Raw genomic sequence first — 19,732 nt, forward strand, 5'->3', positions numbered from 1 at the left:
AGATCGCCGACGAGGCCGTAGTCGGCCACGCTGAAGATCGGCGCTTCCGGATCCTTGTTGATCGCGACGATCACCTTCGAATCCTTCATGCCGGCCAGATGCTGGATCGCACCCGAGATGCCGACCGCGATGTACAGCTGCGGTGCGACGATCTTGCCGGTCTGGCCAACCTGGTAGTCGTTCGGCACGTAGCCGGCGTCGACTGCGGCGCGCGAGGCGCCCAGTGCTGCCGACAGCTTGTCCGCCAGCGGCTCCAGCACCTTCGTGTAGTTTTCGCTGCTGCCCAGACCGCGGCCGCCCGACACGATGATCTTCGCGCTGGTGAGTTCGGGACGGTCCAGCTTCGTCACTTCACGGCTCACGAACTGCGACTTGCCGGCATCTGCCGCCGCTTCGATCTTGTCGACCGATGCGCTGCCGCCTTCCGCGGCAACCGGATCGAAACCCGTTGCACGCACCGTGATGACCTTGATCGGGTCGCTCGACTGCACCGTCGCGATCGCATTGCCTGCGTAGATCGGGCGTTCGAACGTGTCAGCGCTGACGACCGCCGTGATGTCCGAGATCTGCGCGACGTCCAGCTTCGCGGCGATCCGCGGCGCGATGTTCTTGCCGTACGCGGTGGCCGGCGCGAGGATGTGCGAGTAATCCTTCGCGATGTTCAGCGCGGTCGCCTCGACGTTTTCCGCCAGGCCTTCGGCCAGTTGCGGCGCGTCGGCCAGCAGTACCTTCGAAACACCTGCGATCTTCGCTGCTGCGTCGGCTGCCGCTTGCGCGTTGTGACCCGCGACCAGCACGTGGATGTCACCGCCAACGAATTTGCCAACTTCGGCCGCCGCTGCCACCGTGTTCAGCGTCGCGGCCTTGATCGACGCGTTGCCGTGTTCTGCAATCACCAGAATCGTCATTTCTTTGCGCTCCCTCTTACAGCACCTTGGCTTCGGTCTTCAGCTTCTCGACCAGCGTCTTCACGTCCGGCACCTTCACGCCGGCCGCGCGCTTCGGCGGCTCGACCACCTTCAGCGTCTTCAGACGCGGCGCGACGTCCACGCCCAGCTCTTCCGGCTTCACCGTTTCCAGCGGCTTCTTCTTCGCCTTCATGATGTTCGGCAGCGTCACGTAGCGCGGCTCGTTCAGGCGCAGGTCGGTGGTGACGACCGCCGGCAGCGTCAGCGACAGCGTTTCCGCGCCGCCGTCGACTTCGCGTGCGACCGTTGCCTTGCCGTCGGCGATCGTGACCTTCGATGCGAACGTCGCTTGCGGCAGCCCTGCCAGCGCGGCCAGCATCTGGCCGGTCTGGTTCGAATCGTCGTCGATCGCCTGCTTGCCGAGGATCACCAGCTGCGGCTGCTCCTTGTCGACCAGCGCCTTCAGGATCTTCGCGACGGCCAGCGGCTCGACGCTGTCGTTCGATTCGACGAGGATCGCGCGATCCGCGCCGATCGCCAGCGCCGTGCGCAGCGTTTCCTGCGCTTGCGCCACGCCGACCGACACGGCGATCACTTCGGTCGCCACGCCCGCTTCCTTCAGGCGCACCGCTTCTTCAACAGCGATTTCGTCGAACGGGTTCATCGACATCTTCACGTTCGCGATGTCGACGCCCGTTTGATCCGACTTCACGCCGACCTTCACATTCGCGTCGACGACCCTTTTCACAGCCACCAATACCTTCACGCTTCGTCTCCTTGTCCGATTTCGTTCGTCGTCACGCCAGCATCGTGCGTGCAATCACCGTGCGCTGGATCTCCGACGAGCCTTCGTAGATCCGCAGAATGCGTGCGTCCCGAACCAGCCGCTCGATTCGCATTTCGCGTGTAAAGCCGTAGCCGCCGTGAATCTGCAACGCCGCATCGGTCACGAACGCGACCATCTCCGACGCATACAGCTTCGCCATCGACGCCATGTCGGTAAACGGCTCGCCGGCTTCGCGCCGGGCCGCCGCCTGCAGCGTCAGCAGCCACGCCGCCTCGAGCCGCGTCTTCATGTCGGCGAATCGCCATTGCAGCCCTTGCTTGCTCGCGAGCGTCTCGCCGCCAACGTGCCGCTGCCTTGCCCAGTCGATCGCATCGCCAAGTGCGGCTTCGGCGATCCCGAGGCTCGTCGCCGCGACGTCGAGGCGGCTGTTGTCGAGCACCTTCATCGCGGTGCGGAAGCCGCTCCCCTCGTCGCCCAGCCGGTTCGATGCCGGCACGACGCAATCGAACACCACTTCATGTGCAGGCGCGCCGTGAATACCCATCAGCTTCTCCGGCGCCGACACCGACACGCCCGGTGTGTCGCGATCGACGACGAACGCGCTGATTCCGCGCGTCCCGAGCTCGGGTGCGGTTTTCGCATAGACGACGATGAATTGCGCGGCATCGGCGTTCGAGATGAAGTGCTTGACGCCGCGAATACGGTAGGTGTCCCCGTCGCGCACGGCCTGCGTCGCCATGCCGGCCGGATTGGAACCGGCCTGCGGTTCGGTCAGGGCAAACGCACCCAGCTTCGCGCCGCTGGCGGCAGCCGGCAGGTAACGCGCGCGCAACGCATCGTCGCCGCCGATCAGTACCGAGTCCGTCGCCAGGTAGTGCGCGCCGATCATCGACGACGTCGCCGCACACGCATTCGCGATCTCCGCCAGCGACAGGATGATCGCGGCCGGCGACGCACCGATTCCGCCCCAGCGCTCCGGCAGGTTCATCCCCATCACGCCGAGTTCGGCGAGCGCGGACACATAACGCGTCGTCGACGTCTCGTCGCGGTCGACCTGCGCGGCATGCGGCGCGAGTTCGGCTTGTGCGAAACGGCGGATCGCGTCGGCAATTTCGAGGTCGGCGTCGCCGACGCCCAGTCGTTTAAGCATCGTTCATCTCCTGATCGGTTTCGGTCTGTCGTGACGGTCCGGTATCGCCGGTGCCGGTCATGTCGCGCGCCGCGTGAATCACGCCGGCCTTCGCCAGTGCGGCAATCGTCGCGTCGTCGAGGCCGAGCATCCGGCCAAGCACGGCGCGCGTGTGTTCGCCGAGCTTCGGTGCGCGTGTGGTGCGCATGTCGGGATACGCGGAAAACTTGAGCGGTTGGGCAGGCAGCCGGATCGGCGAGCCGTCCGCTGCGGTGGTGTCGACGAGCAGGCGTCGCGTGCGGGCCTGCTCGCTTTCGAGCGCTTGCCGGATGTTCTGTATCGGCGCGACCGGAATGCCCGCCGCGGCGAGCGTCGCGTTGACCTCGTCGACCGAGCGTGTCGCGGCCCATTGCTCGAGATAGGCGCGCAACGCCGCTTCATGTTCGCAGCGCGACGTGTCGGACGCGAAACGCGCATCGTCGCTCAGCGACGGCTGGCCGATCGTATCCGCAAGCAGACCGAACAGTTTGTTGTTGAGCACCGCGACGACGAAATGACCGTCCGCGGCGCGATATGCGCCGAACGGCGCGGACGTCGGATGGCGGTTGCCGACGCGCCGCGGCGCAACGCCGGTGGTCGCGTAACGTGCGACGAGTGCCGCGGTCAGGCTCATCGTCGCATCGAACATCGACACATCGACATGCGTGCCTTGCCCGGTGCGATCGCGCGCGACCAGCGCGGCGAGCACGCCCCATGACGCAAAAATGCCGCTGACCACGTCGGACACCGAATCGCCGATGAGCGTCGGCTCGCCGTCCGCCGAGCCGGTCGCATCCATCAGTCCGCACATCGCCTGCAGGATGATGTCGTACGCCGGCCGGTGCGATTCCGGGCCGGTCTGCCCGAAGCCGGATACGCTCGCATACACCAGCGCCGGGTTGCGCGCCGACAGCGTCGCGTAACCGATCCCGAGCCGATCGGCAACGCCGGGGCGAAAGTTCTCGACGACGACATCCGCGCTCGCGCACAGCGACTGCGCAAGCGCCTGGCCACCGGACGTCTTCATGTCGATCACGACACTGCGCTTGTTGCGGTTCATCGCACCGAACAGCCCGCTCTCACCGTTTGCGAACGGACCGATCGCACGGTAGTCATCGCCGGCCGGCGGCTCGATCTTGATCACGTCGGCGCCGAGATCGCCCAGCAATGCGGAACACAACGGCCCCGCCAGCACCCGGGAAAAATCGATCACGCGTATGCCGTCGAGCGGCAGCCTGGACACAGTCACGGCATCTTTCTCCTGAAGGTCGGGCCGAGTCGGCCGATGCAGTGATTCTGTTCGAGCGGGGCGATCAGATAAAATATCGGAATAAATTAACGCCTATAAGATTTTCATATGGGTTCGACATGGCTCTGTCGCTGAGACTGCTTCGCTATTTCGTCGCCGCCGCCGAATCGGGCAGCACCACCGCGGCCGCGGTTCGGCTCAACGTGTCGCAACCGTCGATCTCCGTGGCGATCCGGGAGCTCGAGGCGCTGTTCGACGACCCGCTGTTCACACGCGGCGCGGGTACCCGGATGACGCTCACGCATTTCGGCGAACGCAAGCTTGCCGAGGCGCGCCAGTTGCTGGCGTCGGCGTCCGCGTTCGCGACCGACGACATCGGTGACGAGCCCGGCGGCGTCGTCCATATCGGCGTGTTCAGCACGATCGCGCCGGTCTACTTTCCGCGCGTGCTGGAACTCGCGCAGGCGCGCCATCCACGCCTCAAAATCCGCTTCGTCGAAGGCGATCTGGCGCAGCTCGACATGGCGCTGCACAAGCAGCAGATCGATTTCGCGCTGATGTATGACGTCGGCCTGCCCGAAGACATCGAGCGCGAATGCCTCGCCGAACTGCGGCCCTATGCGCTCGTGCCGGCCGCGTCCGTGCTCGCGAAGCGCAAGCGCGCGATCTCGCTGCACGATCTCGCCGCGCATCCGCTCATCCTGATCGACCTGCCGCACAGCCGCGACTTCCTGATGGCACCATTCTGGCAATGCGGGTTGTCGCCGAAGGTCCGTTATCGCGCTGTGTCGATCGAGCTGGTGCGGGCGATGGTCGCGAGCGGGCTCGGCGTGTCGTTGCTGATCACGCAAAGCCCGGCGGTCACGCGCTCGCCGCTCGTCGTGGAATGTGCAATCCGGGAATCGACCGTGATCCAGCCACTGGTGATCGCGCGCCTGGCGCGCGCGGCACGCACGCGCGCGTCGGAAATTGCCGCGAGTTGCGTGCGCGACGCGGTCGCCGAAGCGACGCGCACACGAACCGGGCCTTGAAACAACGGATGGGCCGCGTGCGCGACGCGCGCAGCGTCGGGGCGACGCACGCTGGCGCGCCGCCCCGACAATCGCTTTACCGCTCGCCCGCGTGCGCCCTCGCCCGCACCTCGGCGAACGTCGTCTCGACCGGCATCCGCCCCGTATCGAACACCGTTTCGAGCGCTTCGTCCCACTCGCCTTCCAGCGCACGGTCGTCCCATGCAACCGGCAGCGCCACCGTCCGGTACTCGCCCGTGCGCCGATTGCGCAGCAACGTCAGCCGCCCCTGCTTCGAGCGCTTGCCCTGGTCGGTGACCGGATCCTTGCGGACGTCGTGCCACACGCCGCCGCGCCGGATCGCCGAGCACTTCATCGCGAAGCGCTGCGTGTCGCGATTGACCTGCTGCAGCAGCGCACCGCCCATCCCGAACACGACGTTGCCGGCCGCGTAGCCCGTCTCGTCGAGCGCGGCAAGAATCGCGCCGATCGACTGCTCGTCGACCCCGTCACCCTGGATCACGCGCACATGGTTCAGCACGCGCCGCCCCTTGCCGTTCACGGTCGCGCCGAACGACGCGTCGAGCGCGCGCACGGTCTGCAGCACGATCGTCACCGGGTCGCCCGAATCGGGACGCACGACGAGCGTCGCGCCCGAATCGATCACCGCCTGACGCAGCGGGCCGCCCCAGATGTCGAGCGCGGCGAACAGATCGTAGGAATCCGATACGACCGACACGATCGCGCCGGGCAGGCCGAAGCGGCCGATCATGTTCCGGTAGGCATCGGCTTCGTGCTCACGCCCCCACGCCGTGATCGTGCTGTGCTCGGCCGCCGGCACCGAATACGCGGCCATCGGCTCGCGATAGAAGCGCTTCGCGGCCAGCACGCCGAGCACCGTATCCGAACCCATGAAGCTCACGAGGTGCGCCGCGCCGCCGATCGCGGCCGACTCCGCACTCGATACGCCGCGCGCGCCGAAGTCGTGCAGCTTGAACGGCAACTGGGCGAGATCGTCGTCGGTCTTCTCGAGAAAGCGGCGGATCGTCTGCCGCAGGTGCCAGCTGCGCGTCGCGACCGTCACCGGATACCACACGCGCAGCAGCATCGTCTCGAGATACGACGCGAGCCAGAACACCTTCGGATCATCGCATTCGACGGTCATCAGCACGTTGTGCACGGGCACGATCGAGCCCTCCGGCACCGCGCGGATCTTCACCGGCAGGTAACCGTCGTAGTGCTCGACGACATGACGCCACCCGTCCTCGTTGAACGGTTCGCCGTGCACTGCGAAGAAATCGCGCGCGTCGTCGATCATCGCGTGCGTGACCGGGCGGCACAGATATTCCTTCAGCAGCATCTGCAGGCCGAAGAACAGCGTGCGGTCGTAGCGGCCGCCGCGCGATTCGACGTACGAGAACATCGCCTGCGCGTCGGGCGGATATTGCAGGAAGTGGGAAGCCTTGTACGAATCCGTGTTGAGGATCGGATTGGCGAGAACCGCGGCAAAGCCGCCGGGATCGTTTTGCATGGCTAGAGCTCCTCTAGGCCGTTGACGTGCCGCCGCGTCTGTCGCAGCGGACCGGAATCCGGGGAATCAGCGGATCACAGCTTCCCCAGGAAGTGATACGCGATCTCGAAGTGATCCTCGAACATCACGTTGCGCATCTGCGCGAATTCGTTGAGCGGCACCCAGCGCGCCTTGTCGGCATCGTCGCTGCCCTTCACGCGCGGCAGCTCGCCGGTCGGGAAGTTGAACAGGCACGCGTGCGTGATCGTGCGGCCGCGCAGCGAGCGGGTCGGATGATCGAACACCTGACGATCCTTGATCGAGCCGCGCAGCACGGGCTCCGGCAGCTTCAGGCCGGTCTCCTCGCGCAGTTCGCGAATGCAGGCGGCGTCGAGCCGTTCGTCCTGCTCGACGAACCCGCCCGGCAGCGCCCACAGGCCGCGGCCCGGTTCGCTGCGCCGGCGCACCAGCAGGATATGGCCGGAGTGCACGACCACCGCGTCGACCGTCACGAACGTGACCGGATACGGCGCGGCCGCCCACGCCTTGCGATAGCCCGCGATGAACTCGGCCTCGGCCTTCAGCTGCGCGAATTCGGGCTGCGTGCGGAACCGTTCGAGCCAGCCGAACACGGGTTCCGGCACCGCCCATTGCACGAAGCTGTTGGTGCGTTCGGCGAAATACTGGTCGCGGATCTCGGTGGCGGAGATGTCTTCGGTCGCATCGACGTCGACGCGCTCCCATTGCGGGAACATCCGCAGGTAATACGATGTGGCGTCCTTCTCGTGGCCGATCAGTCCGACCTTGCGCTGCGCGACGTCGCCGAGCGCGCCGGCCACCGCATCCTGCACCCAGCGCACCCAGTCGCCGTCGTTGTACGTCGAATCCTGCACGGGCGCGATCGTCACGCGCTCACGCTCGGACGCATCCAGCAGCGAAGCCAGCATCTGGCGGCGCTCGTCGAACGAGAACGGATCCTTGATGGTGCGGGGCTTGTCGGTCGACCCGATCAGCACGCACACGCACCCGGCCCGGCTCAGTGCCGACTTCAGCACGTTCAGGTGACCACGATGCGGAGGCTGGAAACGACCAATGAAAACGAGCGCGTCGAAGCGCGGGCTCTGTTGCGTACTCATGAGGCTCCCTCAAGAGATTGAAACGCTTCGGGTCTGTCCCGAAGGCATGGTTTCGATCGTAGGTGAATTCCCGGAGAAGATCAATCGAGCACGCGCTCGACTTGACGAAGTCTGAAGAAGTGCACGGTTTTGGCGGGTTACACTCGATTTCATCCCAATCCGCGCCGTCGCGCCCGTGCCCATCATGAGGATCACAGTCAGCCGGATCGTCGGCGTCGATCGCAGGCGCCTCTTCACGTGGTCGCAGGACTACGCGCGGCGGCTCGTGTGGGACAGCTTCCTCTCCGACGCCTATCTGCTCGACGGGATGGCGGCCGACGTCGGTGTCGACGCGTTCTGCCGCAGCCAGTCGGGCACGACGATGGTGTCGCGCTACATCTCGTATCGCCCGCCGCAGGTCGCGGCCGTCGAGATGGTCGACGGGCCGAAGGTGCTCGAACGCTTCAGCGGCAGCTGGAATTTCACCGAGCGCACGCCGGGCACGACCGAAGTGAAGTTCACGTACCACTTCCGCGCGCAGCCCGCCTGGCTGCGCTGGCTGCTCGAACCGCTGATCGGCGCGTTCTATCTCGTGCACACGCGCCGGCGTCTCGACTCGTTCAAGCGCTGGGCCGAGGCCGAAGCGTTGCCGCGCTGAGCGCCGCTCACGCGCCCCCGCGCGCCACCTGCTGCCGCGCCTGCGCATGCGAGCCGAGCGCGGCGGCAATCGCATCGACCGCGTCGGCCGCGCACGCGACGCCGCACATGAATGCGTCGACGGCCGCGAAGCCGTGTTCGGGCCACGTATGAATCGTGATGTGCGATTCCGCGAGCAGCACGACACCGGTCACGCCATGCTCGCCGCCGAAATGATGGAAATGCGCACCGATCACGCGCGCGCCGGCCTGCTGCGCGGCATCGGTGAGAATCGACTCGAGCCGCGCGGCATCGCGCAACAGCGTCGCGTCGATGCCGGCGAGATCGGCCAGCACGTGCGAGCCGAGCGTCGTGCGCGGCGCAGCGAGACTGTCGCGGGCGGTCATTTGTGCGACCCGTACGACGAGTAGCCGCTGCGTGCCGACGAACTCCCCCACCCGCTGCCGCCCGCGCCGCTGCCGCCAAGCGACGTGCAGCTGAACAACGTGACGACGATCAGCCCGTAGAGCCCATAGAGAATGTGACGCATCAGGAATGGCCCCCATCCGACGCGAAGCTCTTCCACAGCCATTCAGGCAGCCACAGCACGAGCAGGCCGATCAGCACGTAGACCGAGCGGCCGCTGAACGAGAACAGCGAACCGAGGTTGAGGATCACGAGCATCGCGCTGAAAACGATCGGCAGCGGTGCGAAACTGTGCGGGTACTTCGCGTCGAACAGGCCCGTCGATTTCCCGGCCGAACCCGTTGCGGGCGCAACGTCCGCCTGCGCGAGCGCCGGCGTGGCGAAGCGTTCGGCCAGCGCGCTGGCCGACAACGGCCGCGCGTGCGACCAGACGATCTCCGCGGTGCTGCGCTCGCGCGTGAGCTTGTCCTTCTGCCAGCCGTAATCGGCGATCGACGTGCGGTCGCCGACCTGCACGCGCCAGTTGAACGCGCCGACCACGTACACGACTTCCGAGTCGTACGCTTCGCGCAGCCGATACGTCTTGCCGCCGTCGACCACGTCGGACTCGCCGCCGATCGTCGGCCAGTGATCGAGCACCTGCACGCGCTCCCAGCGCCCTTCGCTCTGCACGAGCCACAGGAAGCCGCGCTTCGGGTTCAACAGCAGGTATTCGTCCCACGTCTCGTCGTCGTCCGGCACGCGGCAACGCATCATGCCGATCACCGTGTACTTCACGCCGTCGAACGAGCCGACCGCGCCCAGTTCCAGCGCGCCCTTCACTGCATCGAGCTTGCGCTGCGCGGCGAATACGGTCTGCTGCTCGGCCGTGCACTGCACGCCCGCATGACAGCTGCCGCACACGACATAGTCGGCCACGTTCGGCGCATACGACAGCGGCGCGCCGCAGCTCGGGCACGCGAATGGCGCCATCTGCGCGCCGCGTTTCTCGCGCGTGTCGGTGTCGGCATCGCGCAGCCCGGTGAACGCGAGCGCGTCGAACGCCAGCGCCTCGCCCGTATAGACGGCCGGGCTTCCGCCGTTCGCATCGGCGTCGGAATAGTCGTAGGTCGCGAATGCGTTGCCGGTGCGCAGGTCGACGACGCGCGCTTCCCAGCCCGCATCGACGCGGAACGGCAGCTCGCCGTCGCCGCCCGTGCAGCGCGCGGTGCGCACGTCGGACACGAGATACGCGCGGCCGCCGTGATCGATCCGCATGCCGGGTTCGAGCGTGTGGAACGCAGGCCACGCGCCGCCCGACGCATCGTCGGGCTCGCGCACGGTGACCGCGTACTGGCCCGACGCATCCGACAGCCAGCCGAACGCGCCGTCGTCGAACACGACGTACCACTCGCTCCACGTGCCGGCGTCGTAAGTCATCTGGATGCGGCCGAGCACGGTGAACGCACGCTTGCCGTAGCGGCCTGCCGTGCCGATCCGGATCGGCGACGCGTCGTCGAGCACGCTGGCCAGTTCGCCGATGCGCTCGACGTCGGCGCCGCGCTTGAGCAGCGTGCTGCGGCAGAACGCGCAGACGGCCATCACCGCCGCCGCCGAGCGAAACTCGACCGGCGCGCCGCACTGGGGGCACGAAGTACTGAACATGCGCGACGCTTACCGGGTGAGCTTCGCGAGGATTTCCGCCTTCGCGCGCGAATAGTCTTCTTCGGTCACGAGGCCCTTGTCGAGCAGCGCCTTCAACTGTTCGAGACGCTGCACGTAATCGGTCGCCTCCGCCTGAGCGGCCGGCTGCGCGGCGGCAACCGGTGCCGCGACGGGCGCGGGCGGCGCGGCCGGCGCCGGATGCGCGGCGCCCGCGATCTGGCCGGCCATCGCCTGCCCGATCGCCGCGCCGGCCGCAAGCCCGGCGCCGACCCCCGCGATGCCGCCCGGGTTCTGAGCGGCGAGCGGGATCGCCTGTGCGGTCTGGTATTGCGTCGCGCGGGCGAGATCGCCGGCCATCCCCGCGCCGATCCGCAGGTCGAGCGCTTTCTGCAACTCGGCCGGCAGCGACACGCTTTCGACCGCGAACGCATCGAGCGCGAGCCCGTAGCGCGTAAACACCGGCACCAGCGCCTCGGCGATGCGCTGCGACAGCAGCGACTGGTTCGCGGCCATGTCGACGAACGGCACGTCGGCCGAGCCGAACGTCGTGCTCATCGCGGTGACGACCAGGTTGCGCAGTTGCTGCTCGAGATCGTCGACCGTGTACTGCGCGCGCGTGCCGCTCACCTCGCGATGGAACGCGCCTGCGTCGACGATCCGGTACGAGTAGATGCCGAACGCGCGCACCTGCACGAAGCCGAATTCGCGATCGCGGATCGTCACCGGCTGCGCGGTGCCCCAGCGCCGGCCGAGCTGCAGCCGCGTGCTGAAGAAATAGACGTCCGACTTGAAAGGCGACTGAAAGAGTTTGTCCCAGTTCTTCAGGTACGTGAGCACCGGCAGCGTGTTCGTTTCCAGCGTGTACAGCCCCGGCTGGAAGAGGTCGGCGACCTTGCCTTCGTTCACGAAGATCGCAACCTGCGTCTCGCGCACGGTCAGCTTGCCGCCGTACCGGATTTCCATGTCTTGCATCGGATAGCGCCAGGCCAGCACGCCGTCGGTGTCTTCCGTCCATTGCAGGACGTCGACGAACTGCTTGCGGATAAACGAACCCAGACTCATGTCGGTCTCCTCGAGCGCGTGGCGCGTCAGGTCAGGCAGGCGGCATTGATGATGCCGACGGTGAGCGACGCGGTGCCCATCAGGCCGCCCATCGCGACGTTGCGATCCTCGATCGCATGGTTCATGCCGGGAATCAGGCGGGTCAGCACCGCATAGGTGACGAGCTGCACGGCCATCGCGCCGACGGCCCACAGCACGACTTCGCCGAGCGTCGAATTGTGCGCGATGCTGGACGCGAGCGTCAGGCAGAAACCGACCAGCGCACCGCCGAACGAAAGCGTCGCGGCCGCGTTGCCGTCGCGGATCAGTGCCAGTTCGTCGAACGGGGTGACCTTCAGGTACACTGCCGCGAACACAAAGAGCAGCACGAACGCCGACAGTAAATGAACCGCATAAAGATAGGCACTATTCATTCTTTTCCTCGGATCTTGTGCTCGGTTCGCCGCCCCCTCTCCGGCCGGCCCGTGGCGCGTCGCCGCCCCACGGATGGCCGCCCCACGGATGGCCGCCCCACGGATGGCCGCCCCACGGATGGCCGCCCCACGAAAATCCGCGCCAGTATATCCACATTGACGAACACTGCACAACGGACGCGCCATGCTGCATAAGCGCGCGCTCGTCCTGTCGATTCTCGTGCTCGCGTCGTGCGGGCTCGGCTACGAACTGATCAGCAGCGCATTGTCGAGCTACCTGCTCGGCGATTCGATCCTGCAGTTCTCGTCGGTGATCGGCTGCTACCTGTTCGCGATGGGGATCGGCTCATGGCTCGCGAAGTTCGTCGAGGACGACGACGTGCTCGATCGCTTCGTCGACATCGAGTTGCTCGTCGGCCTGCTCGGCGGCGTGTCGGCCGCGCTGCTGTTCGCGGTGTTCGCGTGGCTGGCCGCGCCGTTCCGCGCGGCGCTCTACGCGCTCGTGCTCGCGCTCGGCCTGCTGATCGGGATGGAGATCCCGCTCGTGATGCGCGCGTTCCAGCAGCGCCGCCAGGCGTTCCGCCATACCGTCAGCGAGGTGCTGACGTTCGACTATCTCGGCTCGCTCGCCGTGTCGCTGATCTTCCCGCTCGTGCTCGCGCCGCGTCTCGGCCTGTTGCGCACGAGCTTCCTGTTCGGGCTGCTGAACGCGTTCGTCGCGCTGTGGACCACGCACCTGTTCCGCGACGAGATCCGCAACGTGCGCGGCAAGCTGATGCGCGCGTCGCTCGTGATCGGGCTGCTCGTCGCCGGCTTCGCGCTGTCGGACCGCATCACGCACTGGGCCGAACACGGCGTGTACGGCGACGAGACGATCTATTCGCAAACGACGCCGTATCAGCGCATCGTGCTCACGCAGTGGCACGACGACATGCGGCTGTACCTGAACGGCAACCTGCAGTTCTCGTCGCGCGACGAGCATCGTTATCACGAGGCGCTGATCCATCCGACGATCGAGGCGCTGCCGTGGGCGAAACGCGTGCTCGTGCTCGGCGGCGGTGACGGCCTCGCAGTGCGTGAGCTGCTCAAGCACCGCAACCTCGAACAGATCACGCTCGTCGATCTCGATCCCGCGATGACGAAGCTGTTCTCGACCTCCGCGCCGCTCGTGAAGCTGAACCAGGGCTCGCTGAAGGATCCGCGCGTGCACGTGATCAACGACGACGCGGTGCGCTGGCTCGAATCGAACGCCGACGTGTACGACGCGATCGTCGTCGACTTCCCCGATCCGACCAACTTCGGGCTCGGCCGGCTGTATTCGGTGCCGGTGTTCCGGCTGCTCGCGCGCCACCTGTCGGAGAACGGCTATGCGGTGATCCAGTCGACGTCGCCGTATTTCGCGCCGCATGCGTACTGGACGATCATCGCGACGCTGCACGAGGCCGGGCTCAACACCTGGCCGTACCACTGCTACGTGCCGTCGTTCGGCGACTGGGGTTTCGTGATCGCCGGCAAGCGCCGCGACTTCACCGTGCCGACGCATTACTCGGTGCCGACGCGCTGGCTCGACGCGCAGACGGCCGTCGAGATGTTCCATTTCCCGGCCGACATGCCGGCGCTGCCGATGTCGCCCAACGAACTCAACGACCAGCCGCTCGTGCGCCGCTTCGACGACGACTGGAAGCACGTGCTGCGCTGATGGATCGCCGCACGTTTCTCGTCGCATCCGCCGCTGCGTCGCTCGCCGCATGCGGCCGCACCGGCTGGATCGAGACGACGCCGCGCATCGGCTACCCCGGCATGCGCGAAGGCCATGCGCTGCGCGACCACGCCGCGCTGCCGCCGCCGTCCGGCACGATCGAGATCGACGTCGCGATCCTCGGCGCCGGCGCGGCCGGGCTGTCGTGCGCATGGCAGCTCGCGCGCGCCGGTCACACGCGCTTCGTCGTGCTCGCCGGCCCCGAATTCGGCGGCAATGCGGCCGGCGGCCGCTTCGGCGAGCTCGGCTATCCGAAGGGCGCGCACTATTTGCCGCTGCCTTCGCTCGAATCCGCGCATCTGCGCGACATGCTCGCCGATCTCGGCGTGATCGAATCCGCGCCGTTCTCCGCGCAACCGGTGTATGACGAGCGCGTGCTCGTGCATGCGCCCGACGAACGCCTGTTCATCGGCGGGCAGTGGCAGGACGGCATCGTGCCGACCGCCGGCCTCGACGCGGACGCGCTCGCGCAGCAAACGCGCTTCTTCGCATACACGGACGGCCTGCGCACCGCGCGCGGCGCGGACGGCCGCAAGGTGTTCTGCATCCCGCTCGCGGAATCGTCGCGCGACCCGCGCTGGCGCGCGCTCGACCGGCGTTCGTTCAAACAGTGGCTGCTCGACGAGGGCTACACCGCCGCCGCGCTGCACTGGTATCTGAACTACTGCTGCCGCGACGATTACGGCGCGGGCTACGAGCACGTGTCCGCCTGGGCCGGGCTGCACTACTTCTCGTCGCGCGGCGGCCATGCGCGCAACGCGAGCGACGGCGCGGTGCTGACCTGGCCCGACGGGCTGCACACGATGGTGACGAAGCTGACCGATTCGATCAACGCGCGCACCGGATCGAATGCCTGGTCGCGAGACGGCTTCGCCGTTCGGGCAACCGAGCGCGCGGACGGCGTCGAGGTGCTGTGCGCACGCATCGCCGACGACGGCACGCTGGCGACGTTCATGCTGAAGGCGCGGCGCGTCGTCAGCGCGATGCCGCTGTTCGTCGCGGCGCGCGTGTTTGCGCAACTGCACGCGTACGGCTTCGATCCCGCGCGCGACCTGCCGCCGCGCGCGCCGTGGCTCGTGTCCAATTTCCTGCTCGACGGCATGCCGGCCGAAGCAGCCGGCGTGCCGCTCGCGTGGGACAACGTCGTCTACGACGGCGCGGGGCTCGGCTATGTCGTGTCGACGCACCAGCTGATCCGGATGTCGCCGCCGACGCGCTCCGTCTTCTCCGCCTATCAGGCATTGAGCACGCGCACGCCCGACGACACGCGCCGCTGGCTCGCGCAGGCGGAGCCCGACGCGCTGCGCGAGCAGGCGGCGATCGACCTGCGGGCCGTGTACGGACGCGACCTGTGGAAGCACGCGGCCGCGCTCGAGATCACCGTGCGCGGCCACGCGATGGCAACGCCCGATGTCGGCTTCCTGAGCCGGCCGGGGCTGCTCGCGCTGCGCGACGCCGACGGCCCCGTCGTGTTCGCGCATGCGGACCTGTCCGGGCTGTCGCTGTTCGAGGAAGCGTCGTACTGGGGCATGCTCGCGGCCCGGCGCGTGCTCGCCTGAGCACCGTTTTCCGGCGTGCGCGGCGGCGCGCATTCCGTCATTGCGGCGCCGCCGGCAACCGCTATAATCGCGCGACATTCCGACTGCCTTGAGCAGGCCGGCGGTATCGCGCCATGCGCGGCGCCGCATGCCCTCCTCGACAACAACAATGACACACCGAACCGTTCGACGCCTTCGCCCGTTCGCGCGCGCCGCCGCGCGCCTGCTCGCGTGCGCCCCGCTGCTGGGCGCGCCGCCGGCGCTGCATGCGGCCGATGCCGCAAGCCCGGGCGCGCCGCCCGCCTCCGGCCGCTACATCGTCGTCGACACGGGCCATACGCCCGCCCATCCGGGTGCCACCGGCGCGAGCGGCCGCGTCGAATACCGGTACAACCTCGACCTGTCCGCCGCCGTTTCCGAAAAGCTCGCCGCGCACGGCGATCGCGTGCTGCGCACGTCGGCGGACGGCCGCGAGATCGCGCTCGACCAGCGCTCGACGCAAGCACCCGACGCGAACCTGTTCGTGTCGATCCATCACGATTCGATGCAGCAACAATTCATCGATGCGGGCCGGCAACGCGAATTCCGCGGCTTCGCCGTGTTCGTGTCGGAGCGCAATCCGCACTACGCGGAAAGCCTGCGTTGCGCGAAGTCGATCGCCGAGCGGCTGGTCGCGGCCGGCGAACGGCCGTCGTTGTATCACGCGCAGCCGATCAAGGGCGAGAATCGTCCGCTGGTCGATCCGCACCTCGGCATCCACCGCTTCGACGATCTCGTCGTGCTGCGCACCGCGCCGATTCCGGCCGTGCTGGTCGAAGCCGGTGTCATCGTCAATCCCGACGAGGAAAAACGGCTCGCGCAGCGCGAGACGATCGAGCGTCTCGCCGCCGCGATCGCGGGCGGGATCGACGCGTGTACGGCGGCCCGGTAAAGCCGGCGCCGGTCGGTTTCAACGGTTTTCACCCAGTGAGGAGCACCACGATGAAGAAGAAGAATCTGCTCGTATCCTGCGCACTGCTCGCGCTTGCCGTGCCGTTCGCCGCGCAGGCGGCCGGCTGCGGGAAGCCACGCAGCGCGTTCGATCAGGTGTACTGCAGCAGCAACGAGTTCTCGCAGCTCGACCGCGAACTGAACGACCAGTACGGCCGCGTGCGCAAGCAGCTGAGCGGCGATCAGCAGGCGAAGCTGAAGACGGGCCAGCTCGCGTGGATGAAGCAGCGCGACGACCGCTGCAGCGAAACGCGCGACGACGGCTACCTCGTGAACCTCCAGTGCGCGATCGATGCGACGCAGTCGCGCCTGTCGTTCCTGCGCGAACGCGAGCGTGAGTGCTCGAGTACGGGGTGCGTGACCGCGAAGCTCGGCGAATAGCACGCCGCCCGTGCACGCGACGCGGCACTCGCCGGTTCGGGAGTGCCGCACCAGTCATAAAAATAACGATCGATTCGAGACCACGCGATGAAAAGCGATTTCATTGAAAGCGACCTGGAGCTTTACGTCCAGCGTCTGCTCGTCCACGAGTTCTACGCGTCCGGCAATACGTACAAGATGCTGAAGATCTCGCCGGGAAAGGAGAAACTCCTGGGCTACGACGCGGAAATCGTCGGCCTCACTTCCTTCTATTGCCAGTTCAAGACGAGCGACTTTCTGACCAGGGGGCCGCTCTACGAGCAACGGATCAAATTCTGCACGACGAAGCATTGGCCCAAAAAGCCGTTCCATACCTTCGCCCTGAGACCGCCGAGCGATCCGGCCGACAAAAAGGATCCGACGAAATGGCAGCACAACGTGTTGCACACCCTGTGGAAACAAAACCCAACCCGCGTCGCGTACGTGGCACCGATGTTTCACACGCGTCTGGCACTGGACCTGCATGAGCCTGTCGTCGCGCCGACAGAATGCCCGTGGGTAGACTCGCCCCGCCGCCGTCATGCGCCGCCCCACTTCTCGTCTACCGAAGTCGAGATCACCTATCCCCGCGGACGCAGACGCTTCAAGTTGCCGGCTTTCGATGGCCTGATCTCGATCCCGCCGCACAAGCCGGTCAAGGACTTGAAGCATCACTACTGCTTCACCGACCATCTGGACGTCACGTTTCACAGCGACCCGGAATTCGTCGACACGGGAAATACATTGAATGCCAAATTGGTCGAGTTTATCCGCGCGTCGGTGGGGCCGGACAACGAAAAGCGCGAAAGCAGCCCGATTACACTATCCGAAGTCAGCGCAATGCTCGGTCTCGACGATGATCCGGCTGGCTTCGTCGAACCATTCCTGGCCTTCGGCCTATCCCGGGCGGGGATCGAGCGCCAAGCATTGCAGCAAGGCGCGTCGCACGCCTTCGAGCGCAACGCGACACCGTTGCAGCAACGCCTCGCGCTCGCCGCTGCGTTGAAGGCCTATTTCGACATTTCAACGCTGGGGCTTGTCAAGTTCAAAGGACGCTAGCCCGTCACAAAAACCACCGATACTCCCGCGCCCCGATCTCGTTGCGGAAATCGAGCTCCTCCTGCCGCTTGTTCTCGCAATACACCATCACGAACTCGCTGCCGAGGCCATCGCGCACGGCCGCGTGATCCTGCATCGCCGCGACGGCCGACAGCATCTCCTTCGGAAAATCGATCCCGCTGCCGCGATCGTCGTTGAGCGGGGCGATCGGCTCGCGCCGCGCATCGAGCCCGTGCTCCATCCCGGCAAGAATCGCCGCGAGCACGAGGTACGGATTCGCGTCCGCACTCGCGAGCCGATGTTCGATCCGCAGATTGCGCGCATCCGATTCCGGAATCCGGATGCATGCGTCGCGATCCTCGAAACCCCAGCTTGCACGGCTCGCCGCGTTCACCATCGACCCGTAGCGACGGAACGCATTGTGATTCGGCGCGAACACCGGCATGCCGTGCGGCAGCAGCGCGAGGCAGCCGGCCACCGCATGCCGCAGCGGCCGCTGCGCGTCCGCCGCGAGCAGGTTGCGGCCCGCGTCGTCGTACAGGCTCACGTGCACGTGCATCCCGCTGCCCGGCGCGTGCAGGTACGGCTTGCCCATGAAGCTCGCGCGATAGCCGTGCTGCAACGCGACGCCGCGCGTGCTGCGGCAGAACAGCGCCGACCAGTCGGCCGCGCGCAACGCATCGTCGGTATGGCCGAAGTTGATCTCGAACTGGCCAGGCCCGAGCTCGGCCGTGATCACCGTCGCATCGACACCCTGCTCGCACGCGGCCTCGACCATCTCGTGCAGCACGTCGGAAAACCGCGACAGGCGCTCGATGTGCATGTTCGGCTGATCGTCGCGGTCATCGCTCAGGCGATCGCGCGGATACTGCGGCATCCCGTCCTCGAGTTGCGCGGCGAACAGGTAGAACTCCAGCTCGAACGCGACGACCGGCCGGATCCCGCGCGCCGCGAACCGACGCAGCACGCGCGCCAGCACTTCGCGCGGCTCGAACTCGATCGGCGCATCGGTGCCGTCGGAACTGATCAGCATCTGCGCGAGCGGCTGCCGCTCCCAGCGCACCGGCTTCAGCGTGCCGGGAATCAGGCGGCGCGGCGCGTCGGGGTCGCCGTCGTTGAAGCAGTAATCGCCGATCTGGTAGAGGCCGCCCTGCGTGCCGAGCAGCACGCAGTTCTGCGGCAATTTCAGCAGCGCGCCCGACGCAACCTTCTCGAGCGCGTCGATCGGATAGCGCTTGCCATAGAAGTGTCCGGGCAGGTCGAGACAGATCAGGTCGACATAACGGATCTCGGGATGCGCCTGCCGGAATGCGCGAACCTCATCGACCAGCACGGGAACGACGTCAGCCATGTCTCATCCTTTCCATGTCTTGTAGGGCGGCGCCGCGACGCGGCGAACCCGATTCATCGGCATGCGGCACGTCACATGCCGATGCCGATCAGTACTGCAAACCAGCACTCCGGCCAGGCAGCCCGTCAGGCCGCCCCGCCGGCCACTCAGGTGAACACCCAGATCACGCGCGTCGGCACGTCGCCCAGGTTCGCGTAACGAAACCGCTGGTGCGCAGGAAGCTGGAATGCATCGTTCGGTCCGAGCGTGACAGGCGTGTCGTCGCCGTCGATCCAGATCGTCAGCTCGCCTTCGAGCACGAAGCCGCCCTGCTCGTCGCTGTCGTCGACGGATCGCTCGCCGCTGTTCGCGCCGGGCGCGAGATGGCTTTCGAGGATCGAGAAGCGCGAACGCATGTTCGGCGACACGAGGATGTCGGTAATGCCGGCCGCGTAATACACGGTGCGCCGCTCGTCGGGACGCGTGACCCACGGCACGCTGCGCGGCTTGCTCAGGCTGTAGAAATACGTGGTCGGTACGCCGAGCGCCTCGCCGATCGCGGTGAGATCGGCAACCGTCGGGCGCGACAGCCCGCGCTCGACCTGCGACAGAAAGCCGACCGAGCGGCCGATCCGTTCCGCGAGATCGTTGAGCGTGACCTTGCGATGCTTGCGCAGGTCGCGGATCAGGATCGCCAGACTTTCTATCTCTTCCTGTTCGTTCATGTTG

At 66.8% G+C, this 19,732-nt stretch carries 20 protein-coding genes; 7 read left to right on the forward strand and 13 right to left on the reverse strand.

The genetic code is table 11. The features are described 5' to 3' along the window. From ACTJKF_RS24200 to ACTJKF_RS24215, 4 genes are all read right to left on the reverse strand, one after another. On the reverse strand, positions 1–908 hold a 908-nt coding region (locus tag ACTJKF_RS24200; RefSeq protein ID WP_440626763.1), incomplete at its 3' end, for an electron transfer flavoprotein subunit alpha/FixB family protein. 16 nt (positions 909–924) lie between these two features. Next, entirely contained in the window at positions 925–1,674 is a 750-nt protein-coding gene (locus ACTJKF_RS24205) for an electron transfer flavoprotein subunit beta/FixA family protein (protein ID WP_440626765.1), read from the reverse strand. Between the two features lie 31 nt (positions 1,675–1,705). Then, positions 1,706–2,845: an acyl-CoA dehydrogenase family protein gene (locus tag ACTJKF_RS24210; RefSeq protein ID WP_440626767.1), complete on the reverse strand. Its 1,140-nt coding sequence runs from the start codon at positions 2,843–2,845 to the stop codon at positions 1,706–1,708. Further along, positions 2,838–4,112 carry a CaiB/BaiF CoA transferase family protein gene (locus ACTJKF_RS24215; protein ID WP_440626769.1) on the reverse strand — a complete coding sequence of 425 codons (1,275 nt, stop codon included), beginning with the start codon at positions 4,110–4,112 and terminating at the stop codon, positions 2,838–2,840. The genes ACTJKF_RS24210 and ACTJKF_RS24215 overlap by 8 nt, the downstream gene beginning before the upstream one ends. Positions 4,113–4,231: 119 nt before the next feature. Between ACTJKF_RS24215 and ACTJKF_RS24220 the strand changes: the two genes are divergently transcribed. Beyond that, positions 4,232–5,143: a LysR family transcriptional regulator gene (locus ACTJKF_RS24220; protein ID WP_440626771.1), complete on the forward strand. Its 912-nt coding sequence runs from the start codon at positions 4,232–4,234 to the stop codon at positions 5,141–5,143. 76 nt (positions 5,144–5,219) lie between these two features. On the opposite strand, the gene ACTJKF_RS24225 is transcribed toward ACTJKF_RS24220, so the two are convergent. Continuing rightward, positions 5,220–6,653 (reverse strand): nicotinate phosphoribosyltransferase, encoded by a 1,434-nt coding sequence (locus ACTJKF_RS24225; protein ID WP_440626773.1) that lies wholly within the window; start codon positions 6,651–6,653, stop codon positions 5,220–5,222. Between the two features lie 74 nt (positions 6,654–6,727). Continuing rightward, positions 6,728–7,768, reverse strand: a complete 1,041-nt coding sequence (locus ACTJKF_RS24230; RefSeq protein ID WP_440626774.1) for a bifunctional nicotinamide-nucleotide adenylyltransferase/Nudix hydroxylase — start codon at positions 7,766–7,768, stop codon at positions 6,728–6,730. A gap of 184 nt (positions 7,769–7,952) precedes the next feature. Here ACTJKF_RS24230 and ACTJKF_RS24235 point away from each other — a divergent pair, with 184 nt between their 5' ends. Next, entirely contained in the window at positions 7,953–8,405 is a 453-nt protein-coding gene (locus ACTJKF_RS24235; protein ID WP_440626776.1) for a type II toxin-antitoxin system RatA family toxin, read from the forward strand. A gap of 7 nt (positions 8,406–8,412) precedes the next feature. Here the strand turns inward: ACTJKF_RS24235 and speD are convergent, their stop codons facing one another. From speD to ACTJKF_RS24260, 5 genes are read right to left on the reverse strand one after another with little or no spacing between them, the layout of a single operon-like run. Continuing rightward, positions 8,413–8,790, reverse strand: a complete 378-nt coding sequence (gene speD, locus ACTJKF_RS24240) for an adenosylmethionine decarboxylase (RefSeq protein WP_440626778.1) — start codon at positions 8,788–8,790, stop codon at positions 8,413–8,415. Next, a complete protein-coding gene (locus ACTJKF_RS24245; protein WP_440626780.1) occupies positions 8,787–8,933 on the reverse strand; it encodes a hypothetical protein in 147 nt (48 codons plus the stop codon). Before ACTJKF_RS24245 ends, speD begins: the two co-directional genes overlap by 4 nt. Then, positions 8,933–10,453 carry a DUF4178 domain-containing protein gene (locus ACTJKF_RS24250; protein WP_440626782.1) on the reverse strand — a complete coding sequence of 507 codons (1,521 nt, stop codon included), beginning with the start codon at positions 10,451–10,453 and terminating at the stop codon, positions 8,933–8,935. The genes ACTJKF_RS24245 and ACTJKF_RS24250 overlap by 1 nt, the downstream gene beginning before the upstream one ends. A 9-nt stretch (positions 10,454–10,462) precedes the next feature. Continuing rightward, a complete protein-coding gene (locus ACTJKF_RS24255) occupies positions 10,463–11,515 on the reverse strand; it encodes an SPFH domain-containing protein (protein WP_440626784.1) in 1,053 nt (350 codons plus the stop codon). Between the two features lie 26 nt (positions 11,516–11,541). Further along, a complete protein-coding gene (locus ACTJKF_RS24260) occupies positions 11,542–11,928 on the reverse strand; it encodes a DUF350 domain-containing protein (protein WP_440626786.1) in 387 nt (128 codons plus the stop codon). Between the two features lie 184 nt (positions 11,929–12,112). On the opposite strand from ACTJKF_RS24260, the gene ACTJKF_RS24265 reads away from it, so the two are divergent. From ACTJKF_RS24265 to ACTJKF_RS24285, 5 genes are all read left to right on the forward strand, one after another. After that, on the forward strand, positions 12,113–13,627 hold the full coding sequence (locus tag ACTJKF_RS24265) for a polyamine aminopropyltransferase (protein WP_440626787.1): 1,515 nt from the start codon (positions 12,113–12,115) through the stop codon (positions 13,625–13,627). Then, on the forward strand, positions 13,627–15,246 hold the full coding sequence (locus ACTJKF_RS24270) for an FAD-dependent oxidoreductase (protein ID WP_440626789.1): 1,620 nt from the start codon (positions 13,627–13,629) through the stop codon (positions 15,244–15,246). Before ACTJKF_RS24265 ends, ACTJKF_RS24270 begins: the two co-directional genes overlap by 1 nt. 148 nt (positions 15,247–15,394) lie before the next feature. Next, positions 15,395–16,156, forward strand: a complete 762-nt coding sequence (locus ACTJKF_RS24275) for an N-acetylmuramoyl-L-alanine amidase family protein (protein ID WP_440626790.1) — start codon at positions 15,395–15,397, stop codon at positions 16,154–16,156. A 50-nt stretch (positions 16,157–16,206) separates the two neighbouring features. Beyond that, positions 16,207–16,596, forward strand: a complete 390-nt coding sequence (locus tag ACTJKF_RS24280; RefSeq protein WP_440626792.1) for a lysozyme inhibitor LprI family protein — start codon at positions 16,207–16,209, stop codon at positions 16,594–16,596. A gap of 87 nt (positions 16,597–16,683) precedes the next feature. Then, positions 16,684–17,673 carry a hypothetical protein gene (locus tag ACTJKF_RS24285; protein WP_440626793.1) on the forward strand — a complete coding sequence of 330 codons (990 nt, stop codon included), beginning with the start codon at positions 16,684–16,686 and terminating at the stop codon, positions 17,671–17,673. Positions 17,674–17,677: 4 nt separating this feature from the next. Here the strand turns inward: ACTJKF_RS24285 and ACTJKF_RS24290 are convergent, their stop codons facing one another. Then, the gene (locus ACTJKF_RS24290) at positions 17,678–19,024 is read right to left on the reverse strand and encodes a glutamine synthetase family protein (RefSeq protein ID WP_440626795.1); all 1,347 of its coding nucleotides are present in this window, start codon (positions 19,022–19,024) and stop codon (positions 17,678–17,680) included. A gap of 146 nt (positions 19,025–19,170) precedes the next feature. Continuing rightward, on the reverse strand, positions 19,171–19,728 hold the full coding sequence (locus ACTJKF_RS24295) for a helix-turn-helix domain-containing protein (RefSeq protein ID WP_440626797.1): 558 nt from the start codon (positions 19,726–19,728) through the stop codon (positions 19,171–19,173). Positions 19,729–19,732 lie beyond the last annotated feature (4 nt).

Origin of the sequence: Burkholderia sp. 22313 (genome assembly GCF_052045245.1) — a bacterium.
Classification (GTDB): domain Bacteria; phylum Pseudomonadota; class Gammaproteobacteria; order Burkholderiales; family Burkholderiaceae; genus Burkholderia.

Bases quoted from the DNA above. Each gene is read 5' to 3' on its own strand.
- ACTJKF_RS24210 (WP_440626767.1), bottom strand. From the start codon at position 2,845: ATGCTTAAACGACTGGGCGTCGGCGACGCCGACCTCGAAATTGCCGAC.
- ACTJKF_RS24220 (WP_440626771.1), top strand. From the start codon at position 4,232: ATGGCTCTGTCGCTGAGACTGCTTCGCTATTTCGTCGCCGCCGCCGAA.
- ACTJKF_RS24225 (WP_440626773.1), bottom strand. From the start codon at position 6,653: ATGCAAAACGATCCCGGCGGCTTTGCCGCGGTTCTCGCCAATCCGATC.
- ACTJKF_RS24230 (WP_440626774.1), bottom strand. From the start codon at position 7,768: ATGAGTACGCAACAGAGCCCGCGCTTCGACGCGCTCGTTTTCATTGGT.
- ACTJKF_RS24235 (WP_440626776.1), top strand. From the start codon at position 7,953: ATGAGGATCACAGTCAGCCGGATCGTCGGCGTCGATCGCAGGCGCCTC.
- speD (WP_440626778.1), bottom strand. From the start codon at position 8,790: ATGACCGCCCGCGACAGTCTCGCTGCGCCGCGCACGACGCTCGGCTCG.
- ACTJKF_RS24245 (WP_440626780.1), bottom strand. From the start codon at position 8,933: ATGCGTCACATTCTCTATGGGCTCTACGGGCTGATCGTCGTCACGTTG.
- ACTJKF_RS24250 (WP_440626782.1), bottom strand. From the start codon at position 10,453: ATGTTCAGTACTTCGTGCCCCCAGTGCGGCGCGCCGGTCGAGTTTCGC.
- ACTJKF_RS24255 (WP_440626784.1), bottom strand. From the start codon at position 11,515: ATGAGTCTGGGTTCGTTTATCCGCAAGCAGTTCGTCGACGTCCTGCAA.
- ACTJKF_RS24260 (WP_440626786.1), bottom strand. From the start codon at position 11,928: ATGAATAGTGCCTATCTTTATGCGGTTCATTTACTGTCGGCGTTCGTG.
- ACTJKF_RS24265 (WP_440626787.1), top strand. From the start codon at position 12,113: ATGCTGCATAAGCGCGCGCTCGTCCTGTCGATTCTCGTGCTCGCGTCG.
- ACTJKF_RS24270 (WP_440626789.1), top strand. From the start codon at position 13,627: ATGGATCGCCGCACGTTTCTCGTCGCATCCGCCGCTGCGTCGCTCGCC.
- ACTJKF_RS24275 (WP_440626790.1), top strand. From the start codon at position 15,395: ATGACACACCGAACCGTTCGACGCCTTCGCCCGTTCGCGCGCGCCGCC.
- ACTJKF_RS24280 (WP_440626792.1), top strand. From the start codon at position 16,207: ATGAAGAAGAAGAATCTGCTCGTATCCTGCGCACTGCTCGCGCTTGCC.
- ACTJKF_RS24285 (WP_440626793.1), top strand. From the start codon at position 16,684: ATGAAAAGCGATTTCATTGAAAGCGACCTGGAGCTTTACGTCCAGCGT.
- ACTJKF_RS24290 (WP_440626795.1), bottom strand. From the start codon at position 19,024: ATGGCTGACGTCGTTCCCGTGCTGGTCGATGAGGTTCGCGCATTCCGG.
- ACTJKF_RS24295 (WP_440626797.1), bottom strand. From the start codon at position 19,728: ATGAACGAACAGGAAGAGATAGAAAGTCTGGCGATCCTGATCCGCGAC.